Annotated in this window: 16 protein-coding genes and 2 rRNA genes; 14 read left to right on the top strand and 4 right to left on the bottom strand. The window is 72.6% G+C overall.

Annotation, left to right across the window (positions count from 1 at the left end; translation table 11 throughout):
- The 6 genes from ACZ5OX_RS05790 to ACZ5OX_RS05765 all read left to right on the top strand — a co-directional run.
- Positions 1 to 93 (top strand): 23S ribosomal RNA (locus ACZ5OX_RS05790); the annotation flags it as partial.
- An 81-nt stretch (positions 94 to 174) separates the two neighbouring features.
- Positions 175 to 291, top strand: a 5S ribosomal RNA gene (gene rrf, locus ACZ5OX_RS05785).
- A gap of 259 nt (positions 292 to 550) precedes the next feature.
- Positions 551 to 3,139: an ATP-binding protein gene (locus ACZ5OX_RS05780; RefSeq protein ID WP_465628858.1), complete on the top strand. Its 2,589-nt coding sequence runs from the start codon at positions 551 to 553 to the stop codon at positions 3,137 to 3,139.
- Positions 3,140 to 3,259: 120 nt separating this feature from the next.
- A complete protein-coding gene (locus tag ACZ5OX_RS05775; RefSeq protein ID WP_049657530.1) occupies positions 3,260 to 3,940 on the top strand; it encodes a response regulator in 681 nt (226 codons plus the stop codon).
- 65 nt (positions 3,941 to 4,005) lie between these two features.
- Positions 4,006 to 4,413, top strand: coding sequence for an OB-fold nucleic acid binding domain-containing protein (locus ACZ5OX_RS05770; RefSeq protein WP_392884363.1), 408 nt, complete (start codon positions 4,006 to 4,008; stop codon positions 4,411 to 4,413).
- Positions 4,414 to 4,415: 2 nt separating this feature from the next.
- Positions 4,416 to 5,144: a DUF3159 domain-containing protein gene (locus ACZ5OX_RS05765; RefSeq protein ID WP_465628857.1), complete on the top strand. Its 729-nt coding sequence runs from the start codon at positions 4,416 to 4,418 to the stop codon at positions 5,142 to 5,144.
- 97 nt (positions 5,145 to 5,241) lie between these two features.
- Here the strand turns inward: ACZ5OX_RS05765 and ACZ5OX_RS05760 are convergent, their stop codons facing one another.
- Both ACZ5OX_RS05760 and ACZ5OX_RS05755 read right to left on the bottom strand, forming a co-directional pair.
- Positions 5,242 to 5,913: a potassium channel family protein gene (locus ACZ5OX_RS05760; protein ID WP_359829049.1), complete on the bottom strand. Its 672-nt coding sequence runs from the start codon at positions 5,911 to 5,913 to the stop codon at positions 5,242 to 5,244.
- Positions 5,913 to 6,581: a potassium channel family protein gene (locus tag ACZ5OX_RS05755; RefSeq protein ID WP_392884361.1), complete on the bottom strand. Its 669-nt coding sequence runs from the start codon at positions 6,579 to 6,581 to the stop codon at positions 5,913 to 5,915. The genes ACZ5OX_RS05760 and ACZ5OX_RS05755 overlap by 1 nt, the downstream gene beginning before the upstream one ends.
- Before the next feature lie 248 nt (positions 6,582 to 6,829).
- Here ACZ5OX_RS05755 and ACZ5OX_RS05750 point away from each other — a divergent pair, with 248 nt between their 5' ends.
- The gene (locus ACZ5OX_RS05750; RefSeq protein ID WP_465628903.1) at positions 6,830 to 8,905 is read left to right on the top strand and encodes an APC family permease; all 2,076 of its coding nucleotides are present in this window, start codon (positions 6,830 to 6,832) and stop codon (positions 8,903 to 8,905) included.
- A 377-nt stretch (positions 8,906 to 9,282) separates the two neighbouring features.
- Positions 9,283 to 10,632, top strand: a complete 1,350-nt coding sequence (locus ACZ5OX_RS05745) for a class I SAM-dependent RNA methyltransferase (protein WP_449792698.1) — start codon at positions 9,283 to 9,285, stop codon at positions 10,630 to 10,632.
- Positions 10,633 to 10,818: 186 nt separating this feature from the next.
- Here the strand turns inward: ACZ5OX_RS05745 and ACZ5OX_RS05740 are convergent, their stop codons facing one another.
- Positions 10,819 to 11,013, bottom strand: a complete 195-nt coding sequence (locus ACZ5OX_RS05740; RefSeq protein ID WP_402417116.1) for a hypothetical protein — start codon at positions 11,011 to 11,013, stop codon at positions 10,819 to 10,821.
- 325 nt (positions 11,014 to 11,338) lie between these two features.
- On the opposite strand from ACZ5OX_RS05740, the gene ACZ5OX_RS05735 reads away from it, so the two are divergent.
- The 4 genes from ACZ5OX_RS05735 to ACZ5OX_RS05720 all read left to right on the top strand — a co-directional run bounded on the left by ACZ5OX_RS05735 (position 11,339) and on the right by ACZ5OX_RS05720 (position 16,006).
- Positions 11,339 to 12,289, top strand: a complete 951-nt coding sequence (locus ACZ5OX_RS05735) for a LysR family transcriptional regulator (RefSeq protein WP_465628856.1) — start codon at positions 11,339 to 11,341, stop codon at positions 12,287 to 12,289.
- A gap of 156 nt (positions 12,290 to 12,445) precedes the next feature.
- On the top strand, positions 12,446 to 15,088 hold the full coding sequence (locus ACZ5OX_RS05730; RefSeq protein ID WP_465628855.1) for a collagenase: 2,643 nt from the start codon (positions 12,446 to 12,448) through the stop codon (positions 15,086 to 15,088).
- Positions 15,089 to 15,344: 256 nt separating this feature from the next.
- The gene (locus tag ACZ5OX_RS05725) at positions 15,345 to 15,581 is read left to right on the top strand and encodes a toxin-antitoxin system HicB family antitoxin (protein ID WP_355260484.1); all 237 of its coding nucleotides are present in this window, start codon (positions 15,345 to 15,347) and stop codon (positions 15,579 to 15,581) included.
- Positions 15,582 to 15,610: 29 nt separating this feature from the next.
- Positions 15,611 to 16,006: a fic family toxin-antitoxin system, toxin component gene (locus ACZ5OX_RS05720; RefSeq protein ID WP_449792699.1), complete on the top strand. Its 396-nt coding sequence runs from the start codon at positions 15,611 to 15,613 to the stop codon at positions 16,004 to 16,006.
- A 100-nt stretch (positions 16,007 to 16,106) separates the two neighbouring features.
- Here ACZ5OX_RS05720 and ACZ5OX_RS05715 read toward each other — a convergent pair whose 3' ends face one another.
- The gene (locus ACZ5OX_RS05715; protein WP_465628854.1) at positions 16,107 to 16,985 is read right to left on the bottom strand and encodes a GNAT family N-acetyltransferase; all 879 of its coding nucleotides are present in this window, start codon (positions 16,983 to 16,985) and stop codon (positions 16,107 to 16,109) included.
- Between the two features lie 286 nt (positions 16,986 to 17,271).
- On the opposite strand from ACZ5OX_RS05715, the gene ACZ5OX_RS05710 reads away from it, so the two are divergent.
- Entirely contained in the window at positions 17,272 to 18,177 is a 906-nt protein-coding gene (locus ACZ5OX_RS05710; RefSeq protein WP_465628853.1) for an ATP-grasp domain-containing protein, read from the top strand.
- Entirely contained in the window at positions 18,174 to 18,989 is an 816-nt protein-coding gene (locus ACZ5OX_RS05705) for an ATP-grasp domain-containing protein (RefSeq protein ID WP_465628852.1), read from the top strand. The genes ACZ5OX_RS05710 and ACZ5OX_RS05705 overlap by 4 nt, the downstream gene beginning before the upstream one ends.
- The last annotated feature ends 87 nt before the right edge of the window (positions 18,990 to 19,076 follow it).

Below are 19,076 nucleotides of genomic sequence, written 5' to 3'. Positions count from 1 at the left end.
GGCTCCCAGTAGACGACTGGGTTGATAGGCCGGATATGGAAGCCCTGTGAGGGGTGGAGTTGACCGGTACTAATAGGCCGAGGGCTTGTCCTCAGTTGCTCGCGTCCACTGTGTTGTTCTGAAACAACGACCCCAACCGATACGTGGTTGGTCCGGTTGACAGTTTCATAGTGTTTCGGTGGTCATAGCGTGAGGGAAACGCCCGGTTACATTCCGAACCCGGAAGCTAAGCCTCACAGCGCCGATGGTACTGCAGGGGGGACCCTGTGGGAGAGTAGGACGCCGCCGAACAATTCTTCTGAATAGCCCCCATCCGGATTCCGGATGGGGGTTATTCGCGTTTCCGGGGTGGTCGTCGGGCGCCTCCGCCCCCTCCAGCCCTCCCGAACGACCCCCGCCGAGTGGCTGGTCCACCGTCAATATGCCGCTAAAACCGCCTGATCAGCGCACTGATCAGCGGAAAATCGCGTCGCACACCGTAGTCTCGAAGGCGAGGGGAACAGGTGTCCGGGGGTGTCACCCGGGCAGCGTCGGATCAAGAATGGTGCTCATGGGACGAGGCAGGCTGCGCATCTACCTCGGGGCGGCCCCCGGGGTCGGCAAGACGTACGCCATGCTCGCCGAGGCACACCGGCGGCAGGAGCGTGGCACGGACGTCGTGGTCGCGTTCGTGGAGGACCACGGGCGCCGGCGGACCGCGGACATGGTCGCCGGGCTGGAGGTCGTGCTGCGGCAGCAGGTGGTGCACCGCGGCGCGCGGTTCTCCGAGATGGACCTGGACGCCGTGCTCGCCCGCCGCCCGCAGGTGGCCCTGGTGGACGAGCTGGCCCACACCAACGTCCCCGGCTGCCGCAACGAGAAGCGCTGGCAGGACGTCGAGGAGCTGCTGTCGGCCGGGATCGACGTGGTCTCCACGGTCAACGTGCAGCACCTGGAGTCGCTCGGCGACGCCGTCGAGGGCATCACCGGGGTGCGTCAGCGCGAGACCGTCCCGGACGAGGTGGTCCGGCGGGCGGACCAGATCGAGCTGGTGGACATGTCCCCGCAGGCGCTGCGGCGCCGGCTGGCACACGGCAACGTGTACGCGCCGGAGAAGATCGACGCGGCCCTCGCCAACTACTTCCGCCCGGGCAACCTGACCGCGCTGCGCGAGCTGGCGCTGCTGTGGACCGCGGACCGGGTGGACGAGTACCTCCAGAAGTACCGGGCCGAGCAGGGCATCGAGGGCACCTGGCAGGCCCGGGAGCGGATCGTGGTGGGTCTGACCGGCGGGCCGGAGGGGGCGACGCTGATCCGTCGGGCGGCCCGGATCGCCGCCAGGGTGTCCGGCGGCGAGCTGCTCGCCGTGCACATCTCCCGCTCGGACGGACTGGTGGGCACCGGCTCGCCGCAGACGCTGATCGAGCAGCGCGCGTTGGTGGAGAGCCTCGGCGGCTCCTTCCACGCCGTCCTCGGCGACGACCCGGCCGCCGGGCTGCTGGACTTCGCCCGGGGCGTGAACGCCACCCAGATCGTGTTGGGCACCAGTCGGCGGCCCGCCTGGCAGTACCTGTACGGGCCGGGCGTCGGCACCACGGTGACCAGGGAGGCCGGGGACATCGACGTCCACATGGTCACCCACGAACACGCCGGGCACGGGCGCGGCAGGATTCCGGTCCGCCGGATCACCGACCTGGGCCGTACCCGCACCGTCGCCGGCTGGCTGATCGGGCTGGTCGGCCCGCCGGTGCTGGCGATCGTGCTGACCGGGATCGGCGGGCTGGGGCTCTCCACCGACATGCTGCTGTTCCTGTCGCTGACGGTGTGCGCGGCGTTGGTCGGCGGGTTGCTGCCGGCGATCGGCTCGGCGCTGGTCGCCTCGTCGGTGCTGAACTACTACTTCACCCCGCCGCTGCACACCTTCACCATCAACGAACCGCAGAACATCATGGCGGTGGCGATATTCACCATCGTCGGCATATCGGTGGCGTCGGTGGTGGACCTCGCGGCGCGGCGCACCCAGCAGGCGGCCCGCAGCCAGACCGAGGCGCAGACGCTCAGCGCGCTGGCCGGCACGGTGCTGCGCGGTGCGCCGAACGGCGACGGGGTGCTGACCGCGCTGATGGAGCAGGTCCGGGAGACCTTCGGGCAGGAGAGCGCCGCGCTGCTGGAGCGGTCCGATCCGCTCGCGGCCTGGGCGCCGGTGGCCACCGCGGGACCGCGCCCGCCGGAGCGGCCGGAGGAGGCCGACGTGGACGTCCCGGTCGGCGACAGCCTGGCGCTGGTGCTGCGCGGCCGGGTCCTGCCCGGGGCGGACCGGCGCCTGCTGGGGGCGTTCGCCGCGCAGGCCGCCGTGGTGCTGGAACGCCGCCGGCTGTCCCGGGAGGCCGCCGAGGCCCGCCGGGAGGCCGAGGGCAACCGGATCAGGACCGCTCTGCTGGCCGCCGTCTCGCACGACCTGCGCACCCCGCTGGCGGGGATCAAGGCCTCGGTGAGCTCGCTGCGTTCGGCCGACGTCGACTGGGACCCGGAGGACGAGGCCGAGTTGCTGGCCGGCATCGAGGCCGGGGCCGACCGGCTGGACCACCTGATCAACAACCTGCTCGACATGAGCCGCCTGCAGACCGGGACGGTCACCCCGCTGATCCAGGAGACCGACCTGGACGAGGTGGTGCCGTTCGCGCTCGGCGGGGTGCCGCTGGAGTCCGTCCGGCTGGAGGTGCCGGAGACGCTGCCGATGGTGCGGGCCGACGGCGGGCTGCTGGAGCGCTCGCTGGCCAACCTGGTGGAGAACGCGGTCAAGTACAGCCCGGACGGGGTGCGGGTGCTCGTCAAGGCCGACGAGCTGCGGCAGCCGGGGCAGCCGGCCCGGGTGGAGCTGCGGATCGTGGACCGCGGCCCGGGCGTGCCCGAGGACGCCAAGGAGAAGATCTTCGCGCCGTTCCAGCGGTACGGGGACGCGCCGCGCGGCGCCGGGGTGGGCCTCGGGCTCGCGGTGGCGCGTGGCTTCGTCGAGGCGATGGACGGTACCGTCACCGCCGAGGACACCCCTGGGGGCGGGCTCACCATGGTGGTCAGCCTGCCCGTGGTCGAACGGCCGCCGGGAACGGGGGAGCCGGACGGCGAGGGTGGCGAGCCGCTCCCGGAACTGGTCACCTGAGAACCCGGCGGCGCGCCGGCCGGGCCCGTCGCCCCTCCCGAGGGGCGCACGCTGCATCGAAAGTCGTAGAGCCAGTCCCACAGTCCGTAAGTCAGACAGCCTGAAAGGCGGAGCCCGTAAATGACCCGGGTCCTCGTCGTGGACGACGAACCGCAGATCGTCCGCGCGCTGGTGATCAACCTCAAGGCCCGCAAGTACGAGGTGGACGCGGCCCATGACGGCGCGAGCGCCCTGGAGCTGGCCGCGGCCCGCCATCCGGACGTGGTCGTCCTCGACCTGGGCCTGCCCGACATGGACGGGGTCGAGGTGATCCGCGGTCTGCGCGGCTGGACCCGGGTGCCGATCATCGTGCTGTCGGCCAGGCACGCCTCGGACGAGAAGGTCGAGGCGCTGGACGCCGGCGCCGACGACTACGTCACCAAGCCGTTCGGCATGGACGAGCTGCTGGCCCGGATGCGGGCCGCCGTGCGGCGGGCCGAGCCGGTGGCCGGGGAGGCCGACTCGCTGGTCGTCACCGAGTCCTTCACCGTCGACCTCGCGGCCAAGAAGGTCAACCGGGACGGTGCCGACGTACGCCTCACGCCGACCGAGTGGCACCTGCTGGAGGTCCTGGTCCGCAACGCAGGGCGGCTGGTCAGCCAGACCCAGCTGCTGCAGGAGGTGTGGGGCCCGGCCTACCGCACCGAGACCAACTACCTGCGGGTCTACCTCGCCCAGCTGCGCCGCAAGCTGGAGCGTGACCCCTCGCACCCGCGCCACTTCATCACCGAACCGGGCATGGGATACCGGTTCGAGAGCTGACCGCGGGTGCCCCTGGCGGCTGAACGGCCTGCCGCCAGGGGGCCCGAACCCGGTACCCTTCCGACATGAGTGGTGACAACAGCAGCGGCCAGCCGCAGGGGCGGTTCCGCCGCATGCTCAGCCGGCTGACCTCGTCGGCCGAGGAGCTGGACGCCGAGGAGCTGCGTCAGGAGAGCGCCGCGGAGTCCGGCTGCACACCGATCGCCGGCTGCGGGGACCGCCAGTTGGTCACCGTGGCGGGCACGTTGCGCACGGTGACGCTCCGGCCCCGGGCGGGGGTGCCCGCGCTGGAGGCCGAACTCTTCGACGGCACCGAGGCGTTGGACGTGGTCTGGCTCGGTCGTCGCTCGATCGCCGGGATAGAGCCCGGCCGCCGGCTGATCGCCAGCGGCCGGATCAGCCACGCACGCGGGCGCCGCGTGCTGTTCAACCCCCGCTATGAGCTGCGTCCGGTCGGACACGGGAGCGAATGAGCGTGAGCAACCAGCCAGGCGGCGAGGCCGCCGCCCAGCTCGACCTGCCTGTCGATCCCGCGGACGCGGAGGCCGCCCGCAAGGCCGCCTCCAAGGAGGCCGCCGACACCGTGCTCCAGGCCTTCGGCGGCGTGCGCGGCATGATCGACATGACGCTGCCAGGCCTGGTCTTCATCGTCACGTACAACCTGACCCACCAGGTCAGCACCTCGGCCTGGGCCGCGCTGGGCCTGAGCGCCCTGTTCGTGGTGGCCCGGCTGGCGAAGCGGCAGACCATCCAGCACGCCTTCAGCGGGGTGTTCGGCGTCGCCCTCGGTGCCTGGATCTCGATGAAGAGCGGCAAGGCCGAGGACTTCTACCTGCCCGGCCTGCTCTGGAACGTCGGGTACTGCGTCGCCCTGGCGGCCTCCGCCCTGGCCCGCTGGCCGATGATCGGGGTGATGCTCGGCCCGATCACCGGTGAGATGTTCACCTGGCGCAAGGAGAACCCGGGCCGCCTGGCCGCCTACACCAAGGCGACCTGGGCCTGGGTGCTGATCATGGGCCTCAAGCCGGTGATCCTCTTCCCGCTGTACTTCACCCACAACGTCAACCTGCTGGGCTGGCTGAAGGTCGCCCTCGGCATCCCTCCGCTGCTGTTGGCGATGTACGTGACCTGGCAGATCCTGCTGAAGGCGCCGCCGCCGATCAAGGCGCAGCTGGACGACGACGAGGAGGATCCGGCTAAGTAGCCGGTCCCGGCCGGACCGGCCCGGACCGGACCCCGGCAACAGCGGAAGGGCCCGCACCCCGGCGAGGGGTGCGGGCCCTTCCGCCGCGAAGGGGCCGCTACTGGGCGCCCGAGGTGGCCGAGAGCAGCTGCTCCAGCTCCTCCTCGCGCTCCTGCGCGGCGACGAAGAGCAGCTCGTCGCCGCCCTCCAGGGTGTCGTCCTTGCCCGGCACCAGCACCCGGCCCTCGCGGATGATGGTCACCAGCGCGGTGTCCTGCGGCCAGGCCACGTCGCCGACCCGGGTGCCGACGAGCTCGGTGTCGGAGGCGAGGGTCAGCTCGACCAGGTTGGCGTTGCCCTGGCTGAAGCGCATCAGGCGGACGAGGTCGCCGACGCTGACCGCCTCCTCGACCAGGGCGGACATCAGGCGCGGGGTGGAGACGGCCACGTCCACGCCCCAGGACTCGTTGAAGAGCCACTCGTTCTTGGGGTTGTTCACCCGGGCGACCACCCGGGGCACCGCGTACTCGGTCTTGGCGAGCAGCGAGACGACCAGGTTGACCTTGTCGTCTCCGGTCGCGGCGATGACCACGTGGCAGCGCTGGAGCGCGGCCTCGTCCAGCGAGGTGATCTCGCAGGCGTCGGCCAGCAGCCACTCCGCCATCGGGACCCGCTCCACCGAGATGGAGTTGGGGTTCTTGTCTATCAGCAGGACCTCGTGGCCGTTCTCCAGCAGCTCGCCCGCGATCGAGCGGCCCACGGCACCGGCCCCGGCAATGGCGACCCGCATCAGTGACCCTCCTCCTTCGGCCCCTGCGCGAACGCGGCCTCGACGGCCGTCAGGTCGGTCCGGCGCAGCATCACGTGCACCAGGTCGCCCTCCTGCACCACCATCTGGGGCGAGGGGAGCACTCCCTCGCCGAGCCGGGTGACGAACGCCACCCGGGCGCCGGAGGCCTCCTCCAGCTTGCTGATCCGGTGGCCGATCCAGCGCGGGTCGTACGCGACCTCGGCGAGCTGCACGCCACCGCTCGGGTCCTGCCACAGCGGCTCGGCGCCGCTGGGCAGCAGTCGGCGCAGCATCTGGTCGGCGGTCCAGCGGACCGTCGCCACGGTGGGGATGCCCAGGCGCTGGTACACCTCGGCGCGGCGGGGGTCGTAGATCCGGGCGGCGACGTTCTCGACGCCGAAGTTCTCCCGGGCCACCCGCGCGGCGATGATGTTGGAGTTGTCACCGCTGGAGACCGCGGCGAAGGCGCCGGCCTCCTCGATGCCCGCCTCGCGCAGGGTGTCCTGGTCGAAGCCGACGCCGGTGACCCGGCGCCCGTTGAATCCGGCGCCCAGCCGACGGAACGCGGTCGGGTCCTGGTCGACCACGGCCACCGAGTGGCCCTGTTTCTCCAGTGCTCTGGCGAGGGCAGAACCCACGCGGCCGCAGCCCATGATCACGATGTGCACCGGCGCTTACCTCACCCGTCCCGAAGGGGCCTTGACCTGCGCAAACACCGTTCAGCTCCGTTTCCCGCCCGGTCGTCCGGGACGAGGTTCATCGTGGGGGCGCCGGCCCGACAACGCTCGACAACCAGAGTGTTGCCCGCCGACTCGTATCCGACACGCTAGCCGGTCCACCGAAAGCAGTCGCGACGAAGGGGGGGACAAACGGCGGAGCCTTGACCTGGGAGCCCCTACGATTCCTTAACGTGCCTATGCCGACTGACCTTCCGAAACGCATCCTGATCGGGCGCGCCCTACGCAGCGACAAGCTGGGCGAGACGCTTCTCCCCAAGCGGCTCGCGCTGCCCGTGTTCGCCTCGGACGCGCTCTCCTCGGTCGCGTACGCCCCCGAGGAGATCCTGCTCACCCTCTCCATCGCGGGCGCCTCGGCGATCCACTTCTCCTGGCAGATCGGCGTCGTCGTGGCGATCGTGATGCTCGCCGTGGTCGCCTCCTACCGGCAGAACGTGCATGCCTACCCCAGCGGTGGCGGCGACTACGAGGTCGCGACCGTCAACCACGGGCCGGCTGCCGGCCTGGTGGTCGCCAGCGCGCTGATGGTCGACTACGTGCTCACCGTGGCCGTGTCGACCACTTCGGGCGTCGCCAACGTCGTCTCCGCGGTGCCCGCGCTGCGCGGCCACGAGACCGTCCTGTCGGTGGTCGTGGTCGTGCTGCTGATGGGCATGAACCTGCGCGGTGTGCGCGAGTCCGGAAGCGCCTTCGCCGTTCCCACCTACGCCTTCATGGTCGGCGTGATCGGAATGGTCGGCTACGGGGTGTTCCGGCACTTCGCGCTCGGCCAGGACATGCCCGCCGAGAGCTCCACGTTCCACCTCGCCGCCACCCCCGGCAACGACTCGCTGGCCGGCTTCGCGATGGTGTTCCTGCTGCTGAAGTCCTTCTCCTCCGGCTGTGCCGCGCTCACCGGTGTGGAGGCGATCTCCAACGGCGTGCCGGCCTTCCGCAAGCCGAAGAGCAAGAACGCGGCCACCACGCTGCTGATGATGGCGAGCATCGCCGTCGTGATGTTCATGGGCATCATCTGGCTGGCCCGGCTGACCGGTGTCCAGATGGCCGAGAACCCGACCGAGCAGCTCGTCGGCGCCTCGCCGGACTACCACCAGAAGACGGCGCTGGCGCAGATCAGCGAGGCCGTGTTCAACAACTTCACGCCCGGCTTCTACTTCGTCGCCGCCGTCACCGGCCTGATCCTGGTGCTGGCCGCCAACACCGCGTTCAACGGCTTCCCGGTGCTCGGCTCGATCCTCGCCCAGGACCGGTACCTGCCGCGCCAGCTGCACACCCGCGGCGACCGGCTGGCCTTCTCCAACGGCATCATCCTGCTGGCGATCGCGGCGATCCTGCTGATCCTCGCCTTCGACGCCGACCCGACCCGGCTGATCCAGCTCTACATCGTCGGCGTCTTCGTCGCCTTCAACATGAGCCAGTCCGGCATGATCCGGCACTGGACCCGGCTGCTGCGCAGCGAGACCGACCCGGCCAAGCGCCGCCACATGCAGCGCAGCCGGGCGATCAACGCCTTCGGCCTGGTGATGACGATGGCCGTGCTGATCGTCGTCCTGGTCACCAAGATCGGCCACGCCTGGATCGCGATCGCCGCGATGGCCGTGCTGTTCGTGATGATGAAGGGCATCCGGCGCCACTACGACCGGGTCTCGGACGAGCTGACCGCCGCCGAGGAGCCGGACGACGTGGTGCTGCCCACCCGGGTGCACGCCATCGTGCTGGTCTCCAAGCTGCACAAGCCGGCGCTGCGTGCCCTGGCGTACGCCCGGCTGGCCCGGGCCCACACGCTGGAGGCCGTCACGGTCAACGTCGACCCGGCGGACACGGCGGCGCTGCGGCGGGAGTGGGACGAGCGCGGCATCGAGGTGCCGCTCAAGGTGCTGGACTCGCCGTACCGCGAGATCACCGGGCCGGTCCTGGACTACGTGAAGAACCTGCGGCGCAGCAGCCCGCGGGAGGTCGTCTCGGTCTACATCCCGGAGTACGTGGTCGGCCACTGGTACGAGCACCTGCTGCACAACCAGAGCGCGCTGCGGCTCAAGGGCCGGCTGCTGTTCAAGCCCGGCGTGATGGTCACCTCGGTACCGTGGCAGTTGGAGTCCTCGGAACGGCGCAAGCCGCAGAAGGCCTGGTCGGCGCCGGGCGCCGTCCGCCGTGGCGAGCCGCGGGCGCCGAAGGCCGTAGAGTCGAAGGATTCCGTCTCCACCGGTGCGAACGCCGGTGACACCTCCGAGCGCAGCAAGGACTCCTCCCAGTGACCCGCAACACTCCGCCCCGTTCCTCGGGCTCCTCCGGCAAGGGCGCCCGCCGGGGCGGCTCCCAGCCCGGGCAGGTCTCCCGGCCGCGCTGGGGCCGGCCGGCCCGTCCGGAGGCCACCGACCGCGACGGCCTCACCGCGCGCACCGCGCCGATCGTCCCGGGCGAGCGGGAGGACCGCGGGCCCGCCGGGCCGGCCGCCGAGAAGGGCGCGGGCAAGGGCGCCGCGGGCAAGGGCTCCGGCAAGGGCGCGCCGAAGAGTGCGTCGAAGGGTGCGTCGAAGGGCGCGGGCAAGGACACCGGCCAGGACGCGCCGAAGGGCGCCGCCGGGGCCGGTCGGAAGGCGCCGCGCAAGCAGGCGGTGCGGCCGCCCAAGGCGCTGCGCACCGCCGCCGCGCGGCCGTCGCGGCCCGAGGCGCCCTCCGGGGAGCCGCTGGCCGGGCAGCGCTACGAGGTCGAGGTCGGCCCGGTCGCGCACGGCGGCGGGCACTGCGTGGCCCGGCACGAGGGGCGGGTGCTGTTCGTGCGGCACGCGCTGCCCGGTGAGAAGGTCGTCGCGCTGGTGACCGACGGGACGACCACCTCACGCTTCCTGCGGGCCGACGCGGTGGAGGTGCTGGAGCCCGCCAAGGACCGGATCGAGGCGCCCTGCCCGTTCGCCGGTCCCGGCAAGTGCGGCGGCTGCGACTGGCAGCACGTCACCCCGGGCGGGCAGCGCAAGCTCAAGGCGGCGGTGCTGACCGAGCAGCTGGCCAAGCTGGCCGGGCTCACCCCGGCCGAGGCGGGATGGGACGGCAGCGTCGAGCCGGTCGGCGGCAAGCTGCCGGCCGGGCAGGTGCCGGCCTGGCGCACCCGGGTGCAGTACGCGGTGGACGCGGAGACCGGCAAGGTCGGTCTGCGCAAGCACCGCTCGCACGACGTGCAGGTGATCGACCGCTGCCTGATCGCGGCCGAGGGCGTCACCGAGCTGGGCATCGAGTCCCGGGACTGGCCGGGCGTGGCGGGCGTCGAGGCGATCGCGGCGAGCGGCTCCTCGGACCGTCAGGTGGTGCTGACCCCGCGGGACGGCGCCCAGCTGCCGCTGGTCGAGCTGGACAAGCCGGTGTCGATCGCCCGGGTGGACGCGCAGGGCGACCTGCACAAGGTGCACGGGCGCTCCTTTGTCCGCGAGCGGGCGGCCGGGCGGACCTGGCGGGTCAGCAACGGCGGCTTCTGGCAGATCCACCCGGAGGCGCCGGACACCCTGGTCGACGCCGTGCTGGACGGTCTGGACCCGCAGTGGGGCGAGAACGCGCTCGACCTGTACTGCGGCGTCGGCCTGTTCGCGGGCGCGCTGGCCGACCGGGTCGGCGAGGACGGCGCGGTGCTCGGCATCGAGTCCGCCAAGCAGGCCGTGGTCGACGCCCGGCACAACCTGGCCGCGCTGGACAACGTGCGGATCGAGTGCGACCGGGTCGAGACGCTGCTGCCGCGCACCGGCATCACCGCCACCGACCTGATCGTGCTGGACCCGCCGCGCTCCGGCGCCGGCCGTGAGACCGTCGCCCACCTCGTCGGCCTGGAGGCGCGCCGGATCGCGTACGTGGCCTGCGACCCGGCGGCGCTCGCCCGGGACCTGAAGTTCTTCCGCGAGGGCGGCTACCGGCCGGTCTCGCTGCGGGCCTTCGACCTGTTCCCGATGACGCACCACTTCGAGTGCGTGGCGATCCTGGAGCCGGCCGGGGAGTGATCCCGGGCCCCCCGGCACGCACGGCAGGAGGCGGTCACCCGTTCTGGGTGACCGCCTCCTGCGTGTTCGGGGCGCGGTCTCGTTCGGGGCGTGGCCTCGTTCGGCGCGGCCTCGCTCGGGGCGTGGTCTGGTTCGGCGCGGCCTCGCTCGGGGCGCGGTCTCGTTCGGAGCGGCCGCGTTCGGGGGCTACTCGTTGTGCTCCTCCTCGTCAGCGCTGTGCGGGAGGTCGATGCCGTGCTGGGCGGCGAGCCGCAGGAGCGAGGCGACCCGGCCCTCGTACGCCTGGACGCCGTCGGCGTCCCCTTCTGCCCGGGCCGCGGCGAGGTCGCGGCGGGCCTGTGCGAGCTGCTCGCGCAGCTCCTGGTCGAACATGTCTGTCATCGGTCGGCCTCCGCACCGTTCGGCGCCCGCTCGGGGGAACGCAGGGGGGATTTCAGCGTCCCGGACGGTGCGGGAGTCTTCAAGTCCCGCACCTAGCGGTGGGACACGGCGGACGGGGCCCGGGCCGGGGCGGAAGGTCAGGTGCCGGCAATGCGCTGGTAAAAGATGGCGCGGGTACGGCGGTCGGACCCCGGGAGGGGGCTTGACGAGGCAATTCTCCGGGGTGAAGGTGAGCCATTGACATGTGATGTGTGCTGTTGCACCGCCTGGTGGCAGCCACCCCACGCCGCCGGCCGGGGCCGGCCGGTGCGTGAGGGGGAGCGTCATGGAGTTGGAGCTTCGGCACCTGCGGGTGCTGTGCGCCATCGCCGACACCGGGAGCGTCGGCCGGGCCGCCGCCCTGCTCGGCGCCTCGCAGCCGGCGACCAGCACCCAGCTGCGCCGGATCGAGCGCCACCTGGGCGCCTCGCTGTTCGAACGCACTGCCGCCGGGGTCGCGCCGACCGGCTTCGGGGTGGAGGTGCTGGCCGCCGCCCGGGAGCTGCTCGCCCGCGCCGACAGTCTGGGGCGCCGACCGGAGGCCCAGGCCGGGCCCGCCCCGCGCGAGTTGCGGCTGGCGGCGGCCAACGAGGCGATCCTGCCCGGGCTGGTCGCCAGGGCCCGGCACCAGCGGCCCGGGCAGCGCTTGACCGTGACGTCGGTCCACCGCCCCTCGGACGCCGTCGAGTTGCTGGAGCTGGGCGAGGCGGACGCCGCGGTGGCCGTGGACTACCCGGGCCGGGAGCTGGGCCGCTCGCCGTCCGTCGCGCACCGCGGCATCGTCACCGAGCCCGTCTTCGTCGCGCTGCCGGCCGGCCACCGGCTGCGGCACCACGCCGAGGTGGCCCTGGCGGACCTCGCGGAGGAGGAGTGGCTCCTGGCCCCCGACGACGGGGCCGGCTGGCACGGAGTGTTCCACGGGGCCTGCGCCGCGGCGGGGTTCACCCCGGCGAGCGTCCACGAGTTCCTCGGCGGCCGGCTGGAGCTCCAGGAGATGGTCGCCGCCGGGCTCGGCGTCTCCGTCGTCCGGGCCACCACCCGGCCGCTCGCCGAGGTGCTGGTCAAACCGCTCGCCGGGACGCCGATCTGGGTCCGGCAGCTGCTGGTCTGGCGGCCGGCCGGGGTGGACGGGGAGGTCGTGGAGGCGCTGTTCGGGGCGGCGGTCGCGGCGTACCGGGACCTGATCGCGGCCGCGCCGGGCTTCCAGGCGTGGGCGGCGCGGACGTACCGGCCGTAGCGGGGCCGGGTCAGGGCCGGGTGTTATGGCAGGGCCAGGCAATGTCATATGACCTGTGACATTGTTCTGGCCTTCCGTCGCTGGCAGGATCATGACGCGTTCCCCCACCTCTCGGCAGTCCTCCCAGCGCCTCCCCCACAGGAGAAGGACCCACCAGTGCGCCCACGGATACCCCTCCCCACCCTGCTGGCCGGCCTCGTCGCCGGTTGCTGCGCCGCCGCCACGCTGCTGCCGGCCACCGCCTCCGCCGCCTCCGCCGCTTCCGCTGCCTCCGCCGCTTCCAGTGCGGCCGCCCGGCCGGCGGCCCCCGCGGCCGACCCGGGCTCCGTCCTGCCGAAGCCGCTCGGCGCCTTCCTCGCGGTCGACCCGGCCGAGCAGGCCCGTGCGACCGAGGAACCCGCCCCCGTCGCCAAGCCGCTGCCCCCGGCCCTGCTCGGCCAGGCCGTGATGGGCCAGCCGGCCGGCACCGCCGTGCAGACCGCGCCGCGCCCGGCCGATCCGAAGACCGCCGCCCCGGCCAAGGCGGCCCTCGCCGCCCGCGGTGCCGCCGGTGCGGCCGCCGCCGGGCAGAGCTGCACCCCGGCCGACTTCGGCAGCCGCAGTGGGGCCGACCTGGTCTCCTTCCTGGAGGCCTCGACCCCGGACTGCGTCAACACCCTGTTCAACGTCACCGGCGCGGACGCGGGCAGCATCTTCAAGGAGTCGAAGATGCTCACCGTCGCCAACGCCTTCCAGGCCGCGGCGGGCGGCTACACCGGCGACAACTCGACCGGCATCCTGCAGCTGGTGCTCTTCCAGCGGGCCGGCTGGTACGTGCAGTCGAACAACTCGGGCGCGGTGGGCCCGTACGACGCGGCGCTGACCGGCGCCTCCAAGGCCGCCCTCGACGCCTTCTTCGCCAGTGCCCACCGCACCGACGTCAGCGACGCCAACGGCACCGTGCTCAACGAGGTGCTGGTGCTCACCGACAGCGCCAACCTCCAGGGCAGCTACCTGGGCGTCTACAAGCAGGTCCTGACGGCGTACGACAACTCGTACAACGCCTTCCCGAAGATGCTCAAGGCGGTCAACGCGGTCCTCTCCGCGCCGCTGTGGCGGGGCAACTGGAACCCCGACTTCGTCAGCGCGGTCGGCGCCGACCCGAGCATCGGCCTCACCCTGGGCGACTTCGCGCTGAACCACAGGGACCTGCTCGGCACGGCCAACGCCTACCTGGACGTCAACGCGGGCAACGACCTCGGCCGGATGGCCGGCGACGGCCCGACGGTCGAGGCCGCGGTCAAGGGCAAGGTCAAGGCCGTCCTCGACGGCGCGCAGATCACCGGCGCCACCGGCCCGCTGTACGTCCACACCGCCTACCAGGCCAACAGCTTCGACCCCGGCCAGTGCTCCTACTACGGCACCTGCGACCTGCCGGCCAAGCTGACCGCCGCGGTGCTGCCGAACCAGCTGGTCTGCGACAACCGCACCATCCAGACCGAGGCGCTCTCGCCCGCCGACCTGTCCGCGGTCTGCGCCAGCCTGCGCGGCGAGGACGCCTTCTTCCACAAGCTGGTCAAGGACAGCGGCCCGATCCCCGGCCAGTACGACAAGGAGCTGACCCTCGCGGTCTTCGCCAACCAGGCCGACTACCTGACCTACTCCTGGGCGATCTTCAACAACTCCACCGACAACGGCGGACAGACCGTCATGGACCCGACCGACCCGAACAACCGGGCGGTGTGCGTGATGTACCAGAAGTCCTGGAACGACGGCTTCACCGCCAACGTGTGGAACCTCAACCACGAGTACACGCACTACCTGGACAACATCTACGACCTCAAGGGCAACTTCTCCACCGAGATCTCCGTCCCGGACATCTGGTGGATCGAGGGCGTCGCCGAGTACGAGTCCTACGCCTACCGCGGCACCACCGACACCCAGGCGATGGCCGAGGCCGCCAAGCACACGTACAAGCTGAGCACGCTCTTCCAGAGCACGTACGGCAACTCGAACAGCGTGCGCACCTACCCGTGGGGCTACCTGGCGGTCCGGTACATGTTCGAGAAGCACCCGGCGGACGTCGACGCCATGCTCGGGCACTTCCGCACCGGCGACTACCAGGGCGGCTACGCGGTCTACAACGGCATCGGCACCGGTTACGACGCCGACTTCGACGCCTGGCTCGACGCCTGCGCCGGCGGCGCCTGCTACGCGGCCGGCCCGACCGCGCTGTTCGGCCAGACCGTGAGCGGCCCGACCGTCACCCTGACCGACAAGTCGGTCCAGACCGGGTCCGGCCGGATCGCCGCCTGGCACTGGACCTTCGGCGACGGCGGCTCCTCCGACCAGCAGAACCCGACCCACACCTACGCGGCCGCCGGCACCTACACCGTCGCGCTGACCGTCACCGACGACACCGGCAGGACCGCCAGCACCCCCGCCTCCGTCACCGTGACCACCGGCGGAGGCGGCGGCCCCACCACCCCGCCGACCTGCACCGACCCGCGCACCGACGCGCTCGGCAAGAACTGCTCGCGCGCCAACCTCTCCGCCACCGCCGGCAACCTGGACTACCTGTACGTCTACCTGCCGGCCGGCACCAGCACCCTGAAGATCACCGCCTCCGGGGGCACCGGCACCGCCTCCCTGTACTACAACGAGAGCACCTGGGCCTCGCCGAGCGCGTACACCGCCTCGTCCACCAACCCGGGCACCACCCAGAGCATCACGGTGACCAACCCGACGGCGGGCTACCGGTACGTGAGCCTCTACGCGAACACCGACTTCAGCGGGGTGACCGTCAGCACCCAGTTCTGATCCGTCGTCCGCCGTGCGCCGTCCTCCGGGCGCGGGCCGGGTCCGTGGCAGCAGCCGCGGGCCCGGCCGTCCGGCGTTCCGGCGTTCCGGTGTTTCGGTGTTTCGGTGTCCGGGTGCTCCGATGCTCCGATGCTCCGGTGTTCCCCGGTTTCCTGCGTTCCGGTGACGGCGAGGTTGCGCGGGGGCGTGCCGCAGGTGTGCGGGCGGTGTGCGTGCGCCCTTGTTGTGCTAGCACTTGAGCGCTAGCTTGAACGGCATGGGTAAGAAGCAGCTGAACGTGCGGGTCGACGCCACGACCGCCGAGATGGCCCGGGAGCGGGCGGAGCAGCAGGGGATCTCCATGAACCAGTACATCGAGCGCCTGGTCCAACAGGACATGGGCGAGTCCGGGCGGGCCTTCGTGGACGCGGCCGCGCAGTTCATGAAGGAGTACGAGTCGGCCTTCCTCGCCGAGTTCGCGGAGCCGGGCGACCTCCAGGACGTGCGCCGTTGAAGCTGGAGGTCGACCTCTCGTGGTTGCTCATGACCGCCGAGCAGTACACCCCCGGTGACCCACAGGTCACCGACTACGGCGCACTGCTCGCGGCCGTCACCCGCCACCAGGCCGAGATATTCGACATCGCGGTCTACCCCGAACCACCGGACCGCGCCGCGGCGCTGATGCACCAGTTGATCCGGGTGCCCGCACTGGAGAAGACCAACGAACTCTTCGCGACCGCCGTCGCCTACGCCTACCTGGTCGCCAGCGGCTGCACCGTCGCCACCACCGCCCGCGAGGTGCGCAGCCTCTCCCGGGCCATCCGCGAGGGGCGGCTCGGGGTGTCGGGCGTGGCCGAGCGGCTGGCGGCCTGGGTGGTCGACGAGGCGGAGGGGGAGGGGGTCGCCGGAGCGGACGAGGAGGACGAGGACGACGACTGACCGGCGCCGTCCCCGTTCCTGGCGGGGTTCCCGGGTGCTGCTACGCGGCGGGCTCCGACCGGGGTCGGCCGTAGTCTGCCGGTCGGCCGGCTACTGCCGGTTACTGCCCGTCGGTGGGTTCCTGCTGGGCGGGGGGCTCCGCTATCAGGGCGGTCGCGAAGGGGCGGAAGCCGATCCGGCGGTAGATCCGGGCGACGTCCTCGTCGGCGGCGGACAGGAACACCGTCCGCACCCCGTTCGCCCGGGCGTGGGCGACCAGGGCCGCGGTGACCGCCAGGCCCAGCCCGCGCCGGCGTGCGGACGGGAGCGTGCCCACTCCGGCTACCTCGGTGACCGGGCCCACCGGGTTGTGCTGGCCCGCGCACAGAGTCGTACCGTCCTCGACGGCCGCGGCCAGCACGGTGGCACCGGCGGCGATCCGCCCGGCGATCCGCTCCGCCGTGCCGTCGGACGTCAACTTCGCCGCGGCCTCGGCGAGTTCGGCCGCACCGGCCGGGCCGATGGCGGTGCCCGGATCGTCGAAGGCCAGGTCCGGGGCGGCGATGGCGGCCGCCAGCTCCGGTGCGTCCGGTGTCAGCACCCGGACCTCCACCCGCTCCGGCAGCTCGGGCACCGGGGCCGTTTCGTCCTGCGGGCCCAGCACCAGCAGCGGGTGCTCGTGCACCGTCAGACCCGCCGCCTCGACCGCCGCGCGCAGCCCGGGGGTCTGCTCGGCCACCCACTCGAAGGCCTCCGGCACGCCCAGCTCCCGCTGCCGTTCCAGCACCCGGCGGACGTCCTCGGCGGTGGCGGCCGGGCCGGTGTGGCCGAGGGTCGGGCGGGCGTAGTACGGCCAGCCGGCATCCTCGCGGACGAACAGGGTCAGCGGTCCGAAGTCCTCGGTGCGGGCGGCGCCGCGCGGAACGGCGTCGTAGTAGCGCTCGATCTCGTCGAGCAGGGGGCGGTCGGGAGCATGATCGTCAGAGGTCACGGCGTGCATCCAAGCAGGGGAGGCGGTGCGGTGCCACCGATTTGTCGGGGTCGCGCGGTCCGCTCCCGTCGGGGGCGCGGGGCCCGCGCCGTCGACCCGGGGTCCGCGCCGTCGCCCCGGGGTCCGCGCCGTCGCCCCGGGGTCCGCTGTCGTCGTTCCGGGCCGATTGTTGCCGAACGCTTACCCGCTCGCAGCGATCTTGTGCGGACACGACGTGCATGCTGAAGCCTTTACAGCTCTGCCGAGGGGGACGGCGGACGTCTGCACTAGGCGAGGCAAGGGGGAAGACAGGCCGATGAGGCTCTGCTTTCTGGTGGAGGAACACTACCGGCACGACGGCATGCCGCTCGACGTGGCGCGCCAACTCACGGCGTGGGGGCACCGGGTGGACGTGCTGCGCCCCGGGGACTCGCTGCTGGCGATCTCCGAGGAGGTCCGGGCCGGCAGCCACGACGCCTGGGTGCTCAAGACCGTCTCCGGCGGACCCGGGCTGACCCTGCTGGAGTCGGCCGCCGCCGTCGGCCTCACCACGGTGAACGACGTGCGTTCGATCCGCGGGGTCAGGGACAAGGCGCTCGCCGCGGTCATCGGCCGTACCCGCGGCCTGCCCGTCCCGGTGACGTACGCGGCCGCGCGCTGGGAGCGGCTGGCGGAGATCCCGGCCACCGAGTACCCGCTGGTGGTCAAGCCCGCCGACGGCAGCTCCGGGCGCGCCGTCCGGCTGGTGCGCAGCCCCGACCAGCTGCTGGAGGTCGGGCCCGAGCTGGCGGGGGAGGGGCTGCTGATCGCGCAGCCGTACGTGCCCAACTCCGGGACCGACCTCAAGGTGTACTGCGTCGACGGCGAGCTCTTCGCGACGGAACGTTCCTCCCCGCTGCATCCCGGGCAGGGCGTGCGCGAGCGGCAGGTGCCGCTGCCGGGGAGCGTCGCGCGGATCGTGGCGCAGGTCGGCGAGGTGTTCGGGCTGGACCTGTACGGGGTGGACGTGCTGCTGGGGCCGGACGGGCCGGTGGTGGTGGACGTCAACGACTTCCCGAGCTTCCGGCAGGTGCCGGACGCGGTGGTCAGGGTCGCCCGGGCGGTGCTGCGGCTCGCGCGCAGCGGGACGGCCGTGTCGGTGCCCGGCGGGCCCGCCGAACTGGTGCCCGCCGGCGGCGACCCGTACGGGCAACTCGGCTTCGGTGAGGGGGAGTTGCGATGAAGGTCGGGCTGATCACCGGCGACCCGGGGCACCCGGTGTTGGCGGCCGCGGCCGAGCTGCTGGTACGGCAGGGGCACGAGGTCGAGGTCGTCCCGCCCGCCGGGTCCGTGGCCTGGCCGGCGGACGTCTACCTGCTCAAGGCCCGTACGCCGCAGGCGCTGGCGTTGGCGGGGGAGTTGGAGCGGCGGGGCGCGCCGGTGGTCAACTCGGCGGCGGCCACCGGGCTGTGCCAGGACCGGGTGCGGATGGCCGACCTCGCCCGCGCCGCCGGGTTGCCCTTCGCGGCCACCGAGGCGGTCGGACGGCTGGGCGAACTCGCCGATCCGGCCTACCCGTTCGTGGTCAAGAGCCGGCACAGCAGGCGGCACGACCTGGTCGCCCGGGTGGACGGGCCGGCCCGGCTGCGCGAACTCGCCGAGCGCTGGCCCGACGAGCCGGTCGTCACCCAGTCGTTCGTCCCGGGGACGGGCTGGGACCAGAAGCTGTGGGTGGTCGACGGGCAGGTGTTCGCGGCCCGGCGGCAGTCCGAACTCGCCACCGGCACAGGGAAGTCGGGGCGGGCGGAGGAGTGGGAGCCGTCCGCCGCGCGGGCCGCGCTCGCGCTGCGCGTGGGCGAGGTGTTCGGGCTCGACGTGTACGGGGTGGACCTGCTCGACGGGCCCGCGGAGCCGGTCATCGTGGACGTCAACGCCTTCCCCGGGGTCCGCGGCCGGCCCGGCGCGCCGGAGGCGCTCGTGGCGCTCGCGCTGCGGGTGGGGGAGGAACGGGGGCGGGCGCTCGCCGGGCTCGGGCTCGGGAGGGGTGTGCGGTAGGGCACGGGGCGGGGGGCTGGGGTGGGCCCTCCGCCGGGGCCGGGGTGCACGGTGGGGCCCTTCGCCGGGGGCGGGTCGGCGGCCCGG

The sequence above is a fragment of the Kitasatospora sp. NPDC032121 genome (assembly GCF_055580145.1).
Note: the sequence above shows the minus strand (reverse complement) of the source record. Positions and strands in the feature narration are given on the sequence as shown.